Origin of the sequence: Peribacillus simplex, from assembly GCF_001542915.1 — a bacterium.
Lineage (GTDB): Bacteria > Bacillota > Bacilli > Bacillales > DSM-1321 > Peribacillus > Peribacillus simplex_B.
In genome coordinates this window covers 281,839-295,375 of record NZ_LNNH01000012.1, presented here as the reverse complement: position 1 = coordinate 295,375, position 13,537 = coordinate 281,839, and the positions used below count along the sequence as shown (strand labels likewise).

At 35.8% G+C, this 13,537-nt stretch carries 12 protein-coding genes, 1 tRNA gene, 2 pseudogenes and 1 riboswitch; of the genes and pseudogenes, 11 read left to right on the top strand and 4 right to left on the bottom strand.

Translation table 11 applies throughout. From position 1 onward, the window contains the following. Positions 1–167: 167 nt before the first annotated feature. The 6 genes from AS888_RS06555 to AS888_RS06530 all read left to right on the top strand — a co-directional run bounded on the left by AS888_RS06555 (position 168) and on the right by AS888_RS06530 (position 4,181). On the top strand, positions 168–614 hold the full coding sequence (locus tag AS888_RS06555) for a DUF2712 domain-containing protein (protein ID WP_061141363.1): 447 nt from the start codon (positions 168–170) through the stop codon (positions 612–614). 116 nt (positions 615–730) lie between these two features. Continuing rightward, positions 731–1,483: a hypothetical protein gene (locus tag AS888_RS06550; protein WP_061141362.1), complete on the top strand. Its 753-nt coding sequence runs from the start codon at positions 731–733 to the stop codon at positions 1,481–1,483. Next, positions 1,473–2,195, top strand: coding sequence for a WxPxxD family membrane protein (locus AS888_RS06545; protein WP_061141361.1), 723 nt, complete (start codon positions 1,473–1,475; stop codon positions 2,193–2,195). The genes AS888_RS06550 and AS888_RS06545 overlap by 11 nt, the downstream gene beginning before the upstream one ends. Beyond that, positions 2,182–2,910, top strand: coding sequence for a DUF2705 family protein (locus AS888_RS06540; RefSeq protein ID WP_061141360.1), 729 nt, complete (start codon positions 2,182–2,184; stop codon positions 2,908–2,910). Before AS888_RS06545 ends, AS888_RS06540 begins: the two co-directional genes overlap by 14 nt. Positions 2,911–2,919: 9 nt before the next feature. After that, positions 2,920–3,543 carry an ABC transporter ATP-binding protein gene (locus AS888_RS06535; RefSeq protein WP_061141359.1) on the top strand — a complete coding sequence of 208 codons (624 nt, stop codon included), beginning with the start codon at positions 2,920–2,922 and terminating at the stop codon, positions 3,541–3,543. Continuing rightward, positions 3,543–4,181, top strand: coding sequence for a hypothetical protein (locus AS888_RS06530; RefSeq protein WP_155645405.1), 639 nt, complete (start codon positions 3,543–3,545; stop codon positions 4,179–4,181). The genes AS888_RS06535 and AS888_RS06530 overlap by 1 nt, the downstream gene beginning before the upstream one ends. A 250-nt stretch (positions 4,182–4,431) precedes the next feature. On the opposite strand, the gene AS888_RS06525 is transcribed toward AS888_RS06530, so the two are convergent. After that, a complete protein-coding gene (locus tag AS888_RS06525; RefSeq protein WP_061141357.1) occupies positions 4,432–6,624 on the bottom strand; it encodes a DNA topoisomerase III in 2,193 nt (730 codons plus the stop codon). A gap of 116 nt (positions 6,625–6,740) precedes the next feature. On the opposite strand from AS888_RS06525, the pseudogene AS888_RS26715 reads away from it, so the two are divergent. After that, positions 6,741–7,084, top strand: a pseudogene (locus AS888_RS26715) (DNA topoisomerase III); the annotation flags it as partial. A gap of 73 nt (positions 7,085–7,157) precedes the next feature. On the opposite strand, the gene AS888_RS25555 reads toward AS888_RS26715, so the two are convergent. Then, positions 7,158–7,298, bottom strand: coding sequence for a hypothetical protein (locus AS888_RS25555; RefSeq protein ID WP_155645404.1), 141 nt, complete (start codon positions 7,296–7,298; stop codon positions 7,158–7,160). Between the two features lie 872 nt (positions 7,299–8,170). Here AS888_RS25555 and AS888_RS06520 point away from each other — a divergent pair. From AS888_RS06520 to AS888_RS06510, 3 genes are all read left to right on the top strand, one after another. Next, the gene (locus AS888_RS06520; protein ID WP_061141356.1) at positions 8,171–8,443 is read left to right on the top strand and encodes a hypothetical protein; all 273 of its coding nucleotides are present in this window, start codon (positions 8,171–8,173) and stop codon (positions 8,441–8,443) included. Positions 8,444–8,514: 71 nt separating this feature from the next. Beyond that, positions 8,515–9,312, top strand: coding sequence for an ATP-binding cassette domain-containing protein (locus tag AS888_RS06515; protein ID WP_061141355.1), 798 nt, complete (start codon positions 8,515–8,517; stop codon positions 9,310–9,312). Then, positions 9,257–10,657 (top strand): hypothetical protein, encoded by a 1,401-nt coding sequence (locus tag AS888_RS06510; RefSeq protein WP_061141354.1) that lies wholly within the window; start codon positions 9,257–9,259, stop codon positions 10,655–10,657. Before AS888_RS06515 ends, AS888_RS06510 begins: the two co-directional genes overlap by 56 nt. A gap of 651 nt (positions 10,658–11,308) precedes the next feature. Here the strand turns inward: AS888_RS06510 and AS888_RS27115 are convergent. After that, positions 11,309–11,560: pseudogene (locus AS888_RS27115) on the bottom strand (RidA family protein); the annotation flags it as partial. A gap of 436 nt (positions 11,561–11,996) precedes the next feature. Beyond that, positions 11,997–12,070, bottom strand: a tRNA-Arg gene (locus tag AS888_RS06495). Positions 12,071–12,289: 219 nt separating this feature from the next. On the opposite strand from AS888_RS06495, the gene AS888_RS06490 reads away from it, so the two are divergent. After that, on the top strand, positions 12,290–13,153 hold the full coding sequence (locus AS888_RS06490; RefSeq protein ID WP_081092360.1) for a polysaccharide deacetylase family protein: 864 nt from the start codon (positions 12,290–12,292) through the stop codon (positions 13,151–13,153). A 77-nt stretch (positions 13,154–13,230) separates the two neighbouring features. After that, positions 13,231–13,404: riboswitch (cobalamin riboswitch) on the top strand. Positions 13,405–13,537 lie beyond the last annotated feature (133 nt).

Here is a 13,537-nt window from a genome sequence, read left to right as displayed (position 1 = left end):
CGGCTCTAGCGGTTCATCGTGGGTTTTCATTCGTTGTATGTCTTAAAGAGTAGTGTCTTTAAATTGGCGCCGTTAGAGTACTATTATTTATGTGAATATAGATTATTGCAATTAACGGAATGTTAAAAACTTCGTTGATTACAAAATAAACATTTAAGGAGATAAATATGACTATTTCAAGAAAATCAAATTTTTTAATGTTTGTATTGATTATCGCCTCAATTTTTAGTATTGGTACAAGTGTCTTTGCTGCTAACAATACGGGTGATGATAAAAGTTTCCGTTTTACTGTTCCTGCATCTAGCAACCCAGATAAGGGCACTATTTACGATAATGGTTACTCACAGACGCAATCAAGGTCAACCGCAGAAAAGAATGCTCCATGGTATTTGAATCTTGCCTATTCTTCAGAAGGTGCAGGAACAATTACAACGATGTGGCTTGCTAAAAGTAGTTCTGTCTACTCACATCCCAATAACTATTACCAAGGAAAGAAATATACAATAAAAGTTAAAAGTGCTGTCAGTGGTTCAGTACGTATTGGCGCTGAAAATAACAATCTTACTTCAAAATCACACACCGTATCAGGATATTGGGATCCAGCAGTACGTTAACAGGAAGATAGCATATCCATATTCATGTATGTTAGACACCCCCCTTTTTACCATCTTGAAAGATACGTAAGAAGGGGGCCTTTATGTGCCTTTAAAATGAATAACTAGGAGAAAAAATGAAAAGTCAATTTAGTAGAGTATTAAGAAATAAATTAAGCTGTATTGGAATTTTAGCTATCGTGCTAATACCTTGTATAGAGATCATTCAGTTATTATCATATGAAAAAGTCTATTTGGCGGAGGCCTTTTTTCTTTCAGGGTCGACGATTGGACATGTAACACAAATTATTTTACTGTGGTTTCTCCCACTTTACTTACTGGTGATTTGCTCAGACGATCCTATACAAGATAAGAAGACAGGCGTTAGAGACATTTGGATTTCTAAATTAGGAAAAAAGAAATACTTCTTTGTTAAGCTTAAAACTTCTTTTATTGTATCATTTTCTGTAATTTTTTTAGCCTTAACAATAAATTTTCTAATCAACTCTCTTTTTTTTGATATGGCTGGTTTCAGTTCAGCAAGCAATTATGATGGAGTATCAGGCGAAGCTTTTTTAAAGAAGCAAGTGGAAAGTCCTTATCTTAGTATCTTTTTATTTTCTTTAACAACCTCTTTTTTTGCGGGTTTGATAGGAGCTGCTGGTACATGCTTTAGTATGCTGACTTACGATAAGAAAATAACGTATCCAGTAACGTTTGCATTTTGGTATATCCTTATTTCTAATAAGGGGTCGGTGATGTATCTATTACAACCGTTTGCCGAGTACGGGTTAGAGACTTTAACACCCATTTTTATTACATCAACCCTTGCTTTTCTTGTTCTGTATATTCTGACGTACCTCCATGAGGTGAAAATAAATGAAATCTAAACGGTTGCTTCCAACTCTCTGTTTATTCCTATTTATGGTGGTGCTTTGGTATAAACAAACCAGTGACTTTGTTCATCTTCAACCACTTTATAACAGGTTTCTCTCAATGAACTCTAATATGTATTCGCCGAATTCAATCGAAGCACATGTGCTATTTTTCACTTATCCTTTTTTGATGTTCGTAAAAAGCACTGCAACTCCAAGTCATGCAGCAGCAACAGTTAGATATGTAATGCGCGGTGCAAAATATCGGAAGGATGTTCTACATGCTTTCTATGCCGTTCTTATTTTCGTTACCATCCACCTTTGCCTGTTAAGTGGCTATAACTTTTTCTATTTGGGAAGTGTTTTTTTAAAAGATGTAAGTTTTGTTCAGATCCTATTATGTGAGTTTCTTGGTCTTATTTTTTATTATTTCTCGCTAGCTCTTCTTTATATAGCGATTAAAACAATCCTAAATTCAGATATATTATCTTACTCTTTTGTGTTTTTTATTGTGACATTGACTTTCTTTTTCAATAAGTTAGTCATGCAAGAGCTGTATACACCGATCCGAGATCTAGCAAATATCGTTTTATTAGTAGTAGCTTCTGGTGACATGTACAGTATAGTAACGATTTATTTGCGGCAAATAACGATTGTCGTAGCCCTGCTTGTTTTTGGGTGGAGCATGTTTCAAAGGAAGGATTACCTGAAAAATGACTCACTTTAGAAATGAAGCGTTCATCTTGTTTATTGTTGTACTTGTCCAATATGTATATTTCATGAATGATAGGTTAGCTCATTCTTCCTTTCCGTTTTTGGATGGCGTACCGACACCAGTTAATTATCCTCACTTAGTTACCTATTTAATGGGCTGGTATATATCGATAGCTGCAAGTAGCTTCATTTTATTAGGGCACATCTCGGATTCACTAGTTGATTACGGAAAATATATCATTTTAAGGGGAAAAAGTAGGTTTTCATGGCTAATGTCTAAAGTAATCCATATGTGGAGGGTTGTATTGGTTTTAGTTTTTTCACAATTAATCGTTACAACTTTTTTTCAAACAATCTTGGATTCTGATCCTGTACTTGAATTGACACACCTGTTTGAAGGTATATTGTTTTATGTGTTAACAATCATGGCTATTTTATCCATACAAATGATATTGGAACTGTATATGAAATCCCAATTGGCGTTTATATTAACCAATTGTTATGTGCTTCTATCGATAACGATTGTTGAAGGTTTCGTTCAAAAAAATGTGCTCTTTCATGTGTTTTTCCCGAACCTTTCAATGAGTTTTCGCAATGGCATGATTGTTAATCCTTCCTTGCAGGAAACGATAGGCCAATTAAATGAGCCGGGGCTTTTTTTAGTTGTTATTATTTTGTTTTTGCTTTGTCTTTCCGTAATAAGAATCAAAAAAATAGAATTAATGTGAGGAATTATAATGATTGAAGTCCATGACTTATCAAAGAAGTTAAAAAAAAATAATGTTTTACAAAGCATCTCGTACACCTTCGAAAAAGGGAGAATTTATGGTTTGGTTGGAAAAAATGGATCTGGTAAGACCATGTTGCTTCGGGCGCTAGCTGGACTTATCATTCCAACTGATGGCAGTGTAACCATTGATGGTAAGATATTGCATAAGGATATTTCATTTCCTCCGAGTATTGGCATTATTATTGAAAATCTCGAGTTGCTTCCCCAATTCGATGCCGAAACTAATTTGAAAATTCTTGCTGCGATTAAGAAAACAGCATCGCTCAAAGATATACAACACGCCATAAAGAGACTTGAGCTGGATCAGTTCGGTACATTGAAAGTAAGAAAATATTCTCTAGGTATGAAGCAGCGACTGAATATAGCACAAGCTATCTTTGAGAAACCTGACATTATTTTATTGGATGAACCGACTAATGCAATTGATGAAAAAGGTGTGGAACGAGTTCTTGATATTTTACAAGAAGAACGGGAGAGGGGAGCAACCATCATAATTGCCACTCATAATAAAGATGATGTTTTCCCGATTTGTGATGAAGTTATAGAAATTAGTAATGGACGGTTAACATGATGAGAAAATCTCAAATGATTTTTTTGGTTATCACATTTGTATGTTTACTCACCATCATATCCATACCGGAATTCATAAAATCTCTTACGCCAAATGAACACCTTGAAACAAAAAAAATCAAGGGGGGAGGTATCGAATACAGACTCACGCAAGGCAACTTCCATATAGGAAACGATATTCCAGAGGGATATTATGACGTGACAAGCGATGGTGATAATTATTTTAATGGGACTGAACTTTCCGATGGTGATCATTTTTTAGGTTTGAGACTTTATGATAGCAATATAGCACAAGTTACTGGGAAAGGAACAATCAAGCTTAAAAAATCAGCTTTTTCGCCAGTTAGTAAAGAGGGTGATTCCTATGAAATACATCATTCCGGTTTCTATACAGTCGGTAAACAAATACAAGCCGGAGAGTATATCATCACTTATGAAACCAGGAATGATGAAGTGTTAAAGGAAGATCCATGGTTCCAAATCATATCTGATGATTTGCAAAAAATTATAGGAGGGGACTCCTTTGGAGATGCCAATCAGTTTGAAGTTGACCTGAAGGAGAATACATGGTTGGAACTTAACCAAAGTGGATTTTCGACTAATAAAAATGTTTCTTTCTTCTTAAGGCCTGTAAAATAGGCGTAAACTGACACTTTGTAATTATAATTTTCATCTTTTAACCTGTTCCACACCGTACGTGCAGCTTTCACCTCGTAGAGCTTCCATATCACTCTTTTACGAAGGTTATATACTTTCTTTATCTCAAATGGACTTAGACAGGGCATTTTAAAATTGGTTATCGTCTCGTTTTGGTTGGGGAAATTAATTTGGATGTTTTTGCCCCCCTCTCCCTAAATTCGCATTTTCGGGGGAGGAGGGCAAAAAATGATTATTTATCTAAATTAAACCCTTTTAATAAATCCGCAAATGGATTATTAATCGGTTCCGCTTCTTTTTCCTGCTCTTTTAAGTACTTTTGTACGGAACGTTTATCCACTTTTCCGCCAGTTTCTTTCTTCCGTCTTGCTTCAAAAGCAGACAGTTTTTCGCGATATCCGCATTTACATGTGAAGATTTGACCGTCGCCTTCACCACGCAATTCCATTTTCTTTTTACATTGCGGGCAGCGTGCATTCGTTACACGGGCGACGTTCTTTTTATGGCCGCATTCACGATCTTGGCAGACGAGCATTTTACCTTTTTTACTATTCACTTCAAGCATGGGCTTACCACAGTCTGGACAAGATTTCGTTGAGATATTGTCGTGTTTATATTTTTTGTCACTCGTTTTGATTGCACTGACAATCTCTTTTGTGTAATTTTTCATTTCATTGATGAACACGTCTTTTTTCAGTTTCCCTTTTGCGATTAGCTCGAGCTTTTGTTCCCATTCAGCTGTTGTCGCAGGAGATTTCAGCTTTTCTGGCACTAAATCCAAAAGCTGACGTCCCTTGGATGTGATATGGATGTCCTTGCCGCCGCGTTTTTCGAATAAGAACGAATTGAATAGCTTATCGATGATATCGGCACGAGTGGCGACTGTTCCAAGTCCGCCCGTTGATTTCAACGTGTCTGCCAGCTTCTTATCGTTTGTTTTCATGTATTTCGCAGGGTTTTCCATTGCTGATAGTAAAGTCGCCTCCGTAAAGCGTGCTGGTGGCTTTGTTTGGCCTGACGTTTGAGTGATTAATTTTGTCTTTAATACATCGTCTTTTTCCATACGAGGCAATAGCTGCTCTTTTACATCCTCTGTTGATTCTTCATCATCAAAGTGGTTTGCATAAACTTCTTTCCAGCCGGAATGAATCACGGATTTTCCTCTAGCGATAAACGTTTGATCGCCAATTTTCGTTTGCACCGTCAATTGCTCATATTCAAACGCAGGGAATAAAACTGCCAAGAAACGTTTCACGACAAGGTCGTAGATTTTGCGTTCTTTGTCAGTGAAGGCTGAAAGATTCACATAACCCTCGGTCGGAATAATGGCATGGTGATCACTGACTTTACTATCATCGACAAATGCTTTTGACGTCTTAATAGGCTTATTCAACACCTTATTTGCAAGAGGACGATATTCACCTATGGCACAGGCTTTTAAACGCTCCGGAAGCGTACCGACGATATCGGATGATATATATCGTGAATCTGTACGCGGATAAGTCAAGACCTTGTGATGCTCATACAATTTTTGCATGATGTTCAATGTTTCTTTAGCAGAATAGCCAAAGAGTTTATTCCCATCACGTTGTAACTCTGTTAAATCATATAGACCAGGTGCGAATGTTTTCTTTGCTTTGCGGTCAATGGAAACAACAGTCGCATCTTTACTTCCAAGCGATTTCACGATTGCATCGGTCTTTTCTTTATTAAAGCTGCGGCTATTTCCATTTTCATCTTGCCACGTTAATTTAAGTCCATCCGTTTGGGCTTCGATTCCATAATAGGTTTGCGGTTTGAAATTCGCAATTTCCTCTTCGCGTGCTGCAACCATTGCAACCGTCGGTGTCTGAACGCGTCCACAGTTTAATTGCGCATTGAATTTTGTCGTTAAGGCACGGGTTGCATTTAAACCGATATACCAATCCGCTTCCGAACGTGCTACTGCAGAAGTATATAAGTCTTCATACTCTTTACCAGGCTTTAAGTTATTGAATCCATCCTTAATTGCTTTATCCGTTACGGAAGAAATCCAGAGACGTTTGATGGGCTTATTCACTTTTGTTTTCTCGATGATCCATCGTGCAACTAATTCTCCTTCTCTCCCCGCATCAGTCGCCACGATTATTTCATTCACATCATTGCGAGTCAATTGCGTTTTAACTGCGTTGAATTGCTTTCCGGTTTGTTTCATGACAACTAGCTTCATGCTTTCAGGAAGCATAGGCAGGTCTTCCAGCTTCCATGTTTTATATTTCATATCGTATGCCTCTGGATCTGCTAGAGTAACCAGATGACCTAATGCCCACGTAACGATATACTTATCGCCTTCTAAAAATCCATTTCCTTTTTTATTACACTTCAATACATTCGCAATATCACGTGCAACTGAAGGCTTTTCAGCAATTACCACACTTTTTGACATTTGTTCAAACTCCCTTACTAACTATTTCCGTCTAATATAACATAATTTCAAGGCAGGAATGGCCTATACAGTTCATTTGAGCCCTTGAAACGAAGCCGCCGGGATCGGGACAGTGGCAACTGTTCGAAAGCTTCTTGGTCGAAAAGAGAGGGAAGGGCCTTCACGTAAATTCAAAAGGAAAGCAACTCCTCGAGTTGGCGCCTGAAGACCTGAGGTCGCCTGCTTAGACGGCACAGGAGGAGCAAAAGCTAACGGCGATTGCAAAAGGAATTCTTGCCAAACAGGTTTTCATTGACGATATGCGCCAGAAATGCAAGCAAGATCATGTGGCAGGCTGATGCGTGTAGTGAATAATGAAAAGGGGGAAATGCTTGTCTGTCAGGATCGTGAATGCGGCCACAAGGAAAGTGTTTCACGTGTAACAAATGCGCCGTATGCCTGCAGTGCGCACAAGAAAAAAGGATGGAGCATTCGCTCCATCCTTTTTCTGTATATTACTGCTTCGACTAAATTTCATTCAGTACGGTGCCATGTCATTCATATTCAAGTGTGTTGTCCATTTTTTTTGTGTGTTTTTCGGAATCTACTCGTATGAGCGTACTGAATGGCTGCTGATCACCTGGACTGAAAATCGCTTCATCATTCTCTGGATTCCATCGGCTGTAAATACTCATGATCAGTATCTTCCTCCTTTGGATGAGAAGAGTAGTAATTCCCATTTTGATTAGCATCTAACGCTTCAATTGACTCTAACGCTGATCACCGGGACTAAACACCGCTGCGTCATTCTCCTTGTTCCATTGGCTTCTGATTGTACTCATGCACATCATCTCCTTTGGTTGAGAATGTCTTACAGTATTTATATACCCGGGTAGGACAGGGTGAAACATTTTTTTTAAAAAAGTATAAACATATACTGCCTGTAATGAGTTTCCCCAACTTTTATGATGATATGTAAATAATCATAAGCTCTTTTTATCTGACAGCATCTAAAGAATATCCACGCAAATAAGGTTTCATTTCAAGACAATATGAGAATTGAAGTGCCGGACAAATTTTTGAACAATAAATTATTAATTATATTTCGAGTAACAGTATATTCTCTTACGCGATCTGTTGAATGTATTAATAATTCTCTTAAGCTTGAGATATAAAAATGATAAAGCATTCCGGATATATTTATTTGAAGAATACTCTAAATCTATGAACCTCACGTTACTTAGAAATGATTCCTCCAATATCTTTTCTCTTATTCCTTTGTAACTAATATTCATTTTTAATTCAAAAACCAAATAAAATAAAAGCTGTTAAGTTTATTGGGATTATAATTGAAATTTAGGTAAAATATATCATTTATGTAACAATTTATTGTAAAATATGGTACTATATACCTGTTGGGTGGTTACATGTATATTTTGGTAGTTTCTTATGTTGCTAACATAAGACTTTATAATTTTTGGAGTCTTTAAATTTATTTATTCATTAATCTACTTACCAAAATAATTAATGAACTGTCACAACAAATCTAATTGAAAGGAGGGAAAAAATGTTATCTACTCTAAATTTCGCTAACAATTTATCTATGCAGTTATATCTTTTGGTTATGAATTTTTTTCAAAATGTCGCTCATTCACAAGAAGAGTTAAAAAAATCTGTGACTACTCAAAAAAATGCATTTTGGATTGTAGTTCTTTTAATTATTTTAGGAGTTGCTAGTGTGGCAGCATTAATCTGGGCGTGTAAAACCTATGGAAGTGGCTCGAAATTTTTAGGTGAATTTAAAATGTCAGGACTTTATATTAAAATCAAATGTGGTTAAGTGGAGCCTTAGGGTTGTCGAGTGTTTGACAATCCTAAGGTTGAAACAATAGCCTAAATAGGGGAGAATTTATGATTTCATTATATATAAAAGAAAAAAGGTTTGAATCATTTGAATTAATTGATATTCCTGTTGAAATAAAAAAAGGGGAAGCTACCCTTCTTTTAGGTCATAATGGTGCAGGAAAAACAACAATCATAAAATCTCTATTTGGATTATTAAATATTAATGGAAATGTTAAACTGGATGATCACAAAATTTGTTTTCAATTACAAGGTGATGTAGATCTTTTTAAAAAGAATATGGCTTATATACCCGATGATATTTCATTGTTGAATTATTTAACACCAATGGAGTATTTTGATTTAGTACAAAGTTCTTTTAATCAAAGTGAAAACAAAGAATTTTTGAATCAATTAATTAGAATATTTGAGCTAGATAAATATTTACATATACCCATTATCCAATTATCACATGGAAATCAAAAGAAAACACAGATAGTATCTCAACTGTGTAGAAAAAGCGAATATGTTGTATTCGATGAACCTACAAATGGACTTGATCCAGATATGATTATTATTTTAAAGAGGGTATTAGGAAAACTAAAATCGCAAGGTGTTGGAATCCTTCTTTCTACACATAATTTGGACTTCGGCCAAGAATTATTTAATAGGCTCATAATCTTAAGAGATGGAAAAATAATCATAAACATGAACAGGGAGGAAGTTGAAGAACGTTTCACAGGTTTGTCTTTAGAAGAAGTATATAGAGGCGCTAATAAAGAATACTATCAGTATATAGAGGAGATAATAAATGACATGGATCATTCAAGTAGTACAGAAAATAGAAACTCCAAGAATTATACATAAGGTAAAAGAGTTAATACAAAAGTATACCACATTAATTTTGGCAATTGTTATAGGCCTACTTTTGATGTATGCAGTATATGTTACATTAACTATAAAAACATTAATAGAAATTGATTTTAATATAGTAACTATGTTTATAAATGTTATTAAGGTTTGGACAGTCGTTATTTGTTTTTGTTTGGTATTTACAAGAAACAAATTGAAGCATGGAAATTATATCTTTTTTTATATGAACACTTCTATTAAAGCATATGAGTTGGTATTGGGCAGCTTAGTGCATACATATCTTTTCTCCATATTAATCATGTTATTTTCCTTTTTTCCATTATTATTGGCTATGGTGATTAAAGGTATGACAATAAATCTTTCTTCCCTATTATTACTGTTATTAACAATATCCTTCTTATTTATTTTTGCTATGACTGTTTGGATGCTCGCTAATTTTTTATTAATGAAGTATTTAAATAAAGATAAAGAAAATTTATATGGAAGTTCAATAGCATTAATTACTATCCTTTTTGGTTCTATAAGCCTAGGAGAAAGATATTGGAAAAATTTTCTCGAGGAACATCTCGGTTTTTATTTTTCTCTTTTATTATTCTTGAGTTTTATCTTACTAGTTATATTTAGAAGGATTTCAACTGGATATTTGATGAGTATTTTAAAACAAAAAAATGAAAGTAGATTAGTTAGAAAGTATAAAAGTAAAAGTATTTTTACTAATAATGAGTACTCACTTCAGATGAATGTTGAATGGATAAACTTTACTCGCAATCAAATCTTTAAAGAACAAGGATTGGTATTTTGTATCTTAATTGGGATGGCTACGGGTACCTACTTTATATTTGATGCAAATAACTTCTTTTTGGTTTTTTCTTTTATTACACAATTTGGGCTAAAAGAAATCTTGGTTATGATACCGTTAACGGTTGGAATGCACTTCAAAGAGTATAAAATTGCAATATATAATTTAAATATCCAAAAAAACCCTTACTTTACTACAAGAGTAATAATTAGTTATATTGTTAATTGCTTTAGCTATTACCTTTTTCTATTATTATCCTATTTCCTATTTGGAGTAGAAATGGGAAATCTATATGGTGCCCTTTTTTCAATCATGTTTATTACAATGTTCTCCATTCTAGTAAGTTTTCTTATCAAGATTGATGATTTTAATAAAATTTTCATTGTTATATTTTTATTAGCATGTGTAAATATTTTCGACTTTATTATTCAGCAAACTTTCATATTAGAAATTTATATTCAATTAGTATATACAGGATTTTCTATTATAATATTTTTGATTATTATGGGACTCTATTTAAGGAAACCTATTCTTATATGATTGAGTTTATCTGTGCTTTTTTATTAGTGTTTCTTATACATGAACTAGGTCATATTGTTGCTATTATGATATTTAATGTGACAGAGTCTAAACCTTTTTATCATTTAAGATTCGAATGGAATATTAAATACTTCTACGTTGTTCATGAAAAATTCACAAAACAGTCCAAAAATATTTTAGTTGCAGTTTCAGGTCCGATTCTTCCTGTATTGCTATCACTCATTTTAATATTTATTATAAACAACCAATTTACAAAATTATTTACATTACTAAGATTTGTAAATTTAACTATGCTTCATCCTAGATTTCCTGATGGTAGAAATATAATTAATGCAGTTAAAGAATGGAAGGGGAATTAGATGATAAATATTTTAAAATCAATATCGAGTGGGATTGTTTTTGCGTTTTTATATCTATTTATTGTATTTGTAAGTCCAATAATTTTGATGCTAATGGGTTATACAAATATCTTTTCAAGTCCTGCCTTGGTCGGAGAGTACTTATACATAATAGAGATAAAGAATCAAACATTTTCATCTGAAGCAACTATATTTGGGTGTATCCTTAGTTTCGTAGTTGGGTTAATCATACACTTCTTTTTAAACCTCCTTATAGCATCTTTTAAAAAAGGGAGAAAGTAGATAGGTTATATCAACTTTTGAAGGGAAAAGGAAGATGGTAATGCATCAGAAAAAACCTAAAACATGAGGCAGCTATTTTAGAAGAATCACTTGCAGGAATTGCGCCTCCAAACATCTCATTGCGAATTTCCGCTACGATAGGCATATGGGTGATGTCAGTAAGATACCAAGTTGTTTTTACTACGTCTGCTAAGGTAGCTCCTGCTGCTTCCAGGATTTTTTCCGAATTCTCGATCGTTTTGCGCGTCTGTTCACGAATATCTCCAGCACCAACAACATTCTAATCCTCATCAAGTGCTGTGATCGTCCCTGTATAGATGGTGGTTCTGCGTTCACTTACTTTAATCGCCTGTGCGTACGGACCACGCGGAGGTGTGACCTGTGGATTAAACACAATTTCTTTTGACATGCTGCATCTTCCTCCCAATTCATTCATGAACTATTGTATAAGGTATCGAAAACTACTTAAATAAAAGAAAACCCATTGGATTAATATACTATACGAGAAGTATTAAGAATAGTCAAATAACTAACTTGGCGTGACGGATGGCACTGGTGACTGATTCAGGTAATAGTAACCATCCTGTATTTTGTGAAACTTTCATCATGAATAATTTCAAATTCGAACTTTAAATAAAAATATTTAAAAACAGGCAAAACCCCTTGATTCACAAGGGGTTTTGCCTGTTTCTATTTAGCGTCCCAGATAGGAATCGAACCTACGACCTACAGCTTAGGAGGCTGTCGCTCTATCCTGCTGAGCTACTGGGACATATAAAAAGGTCGACGACTTGTTTATTATATTTGTTATAGGCAAACTTTTCAAGTGAGTAGCTTATAATTATGAAAAAAAATGCCTGGCGGGTCATATAACGATGATTTTTACCTTTTATTGCGTTAATTGGGATACTTTATTATTCGCTGATTTTCTGGTACTATTATGCTAGAAAAAAATAGGAGAATGATAGTGGGAAAATACAGATTGGTATGGATGGCAGCAGTGTTTGTGGTTTTCATTTTAGCTGGCTGTTCACAAGGTGTTTTAGAGAAAATAGGTAAAAAGACGGCTGCGCCGATTGTGGAAGAGAATATCGAGGTGGCTGCAGCAGAGGAGAATGAGGCCGAAATCGATTCGGAGGATGGAGCAAATCCTGAACGAATCGACACGAGTGGCTGGATAAGGGCCGAGTCCGCGGTTAGGCTTCCGATATTGATGTATCACAGCATATCGGAGGGGAATAACCTTCGGGTGCCGAAGGAGGAATTCCGGCTGCAAATGGCTTGGCTTCGGGAAAATGGCTACCAGACTTTATCGCCTAATGAAGCCTTTCTCGTTTTAAGCGAAAATATAATGCCAAGTGAAAAGTGTGTCTGGATTACTTTTGATGATGGCTATACAGATAACTACACCGAGGCTTTTCCTATATTGAAGGAATATGAGTTGAAAGCGACCATCTTCATGATCGGGAAGTCCATTGGTAAAGCTCATCACCTGACGGAAGATCAAATGATGGAGATGAGTGCGAATGGGATTTCCATCGAGAGTCATACAATCAACCATCTTGAGCTGAACCGGATGACTTCCGGACAGCAGGAAGCTGAAATGGTCCAGTCCAAGGATTTATTCGATCGCATTCTGAACCAGGAGACGACGGTACTTTCGTATCCAGTCGGCCGTTATAACGAGGAGAGCCTCAGGTTATCGGAAGAAGCCGGATACAAGATGGCAGTCACCACCGAACCTGGCGGGGCAACAAGTGATCAAGGGATGCATGCCCTGCATCGCGTTCGGATTTCACCGGGATTATCCGTAGGGGGATTTGCATCACTGATTGAAAATGCGTCCAATCGCTGAAGCTGGACAGGCGTTTTGTGAAAAATCACCCAATAATCGCTTCTTGCATGGTGTATAATGATAAGCAGTGAAAATTATATACATATGAACGATTTGGTGTCTAAATGACTTAAAAGGGAAGCTGGTTCAATGCCAGCGCGGTCCCGCCACTGTATATGGGAGCTGACGGCTGTATGCCACTGTTTGGGATATGGGAGATGCCGTTGACGATGACCATGAGCCAGGAGACCTGCCAAGATTCGTACACCTGTGACCCACGCGGATGGGGAGGTGTGTGGCAGACCGTAAAGAGTCCGTAATGATATTGTTGCCATACAAGCATCTTCCGTTTGACGGGGGATGCTTTTTGTCATGAGGTCCTCGCTTAAGGCGGGCTAAAACTAA

Bases quoted from the DNA above. Each gene is read 5' to 3' on its own strand.
- AS888_RS06555 (WP_061141363.1), top strand. From the start codon at position 168: ATGACTATTTCAAGAAAATCAAATTTTTTAATGTTTGTATTGATTATC.
- AS888_RS06550 (WP_061141362.1), top strand. From the start codon at position 731: ATGAAAAGTCAATTTAGTAGAGTATTAAGAAATAAATTAAGCTGTATT.
- AS888_RS06545 (WP_061141361.1), top strand. From the start codon at position 1,473: ATGAAATCTAAACGGTTGCTTCCAACTCTCTGTTTATTCCTATTTATG.
- AS888_RS06540 (WP_061141360.1), top strand. From the start codon at position 2,182: ATGACTCACTTTAGAAATGAAGCGTTCATCTTGTTTATTGTTGTACTT.
- AS888_RS06535 (WP_061141359.1), top strand. From the start codon at position 2,920: ATGATTGAAGTCCATGACTTATCAAAGAAGTTAAAAAAAAATAATGTT.
- AS888_RS06530 (WP_155645405.1), top strand. From the start codon at position 3,543: ATGAGAAAATCTCAAATGATTTTTTTGGTTATCACATTTGTATGTTTA.
- AS888_RS06525 (WP_061141357.1), bottom strand. From the start codon at position 6,624: ATGTCAAAAAGTGTGGTAATTGCTGAAAAGCCTTCAGTTGCACGTGAT.
- AS888_RS25555 (WP_155645404.1), bottom strand. From the start codon at position 7,298: ATGAGTATTTACAGCCGATGGAATCCAGAGAATGATGAAGCGATTTTC.
- AS888_RS06520 (WP_061141356.1), top strand. From the start codon at position 8,171: ATGTTATCTACTCTAAATTTCGCTAACAATTTATCTATGCAGTTATAT.
- AS888_RS06515 (WP_061141355.1), top strand. From the start codon at position 8,515: ATGATTTCATTATATATAAAAGAAAAAAGGTTTGAATCATTTGAATTA.
- AS888_RS06510 (WP_061141354.1), top strand. From the start codon at position 9,257: ATGACATGGATCATTCAAGTAGTACAGAAAATAGAAACTCCAAGAATT.
- AS888_RS06490 (WP_081092360.1), top strand. From the start codon at position 12,290: ATGGCAGCAGTGTTTGTGGTTTTCATTTTAGCTGGCTGTTCACAAGGT.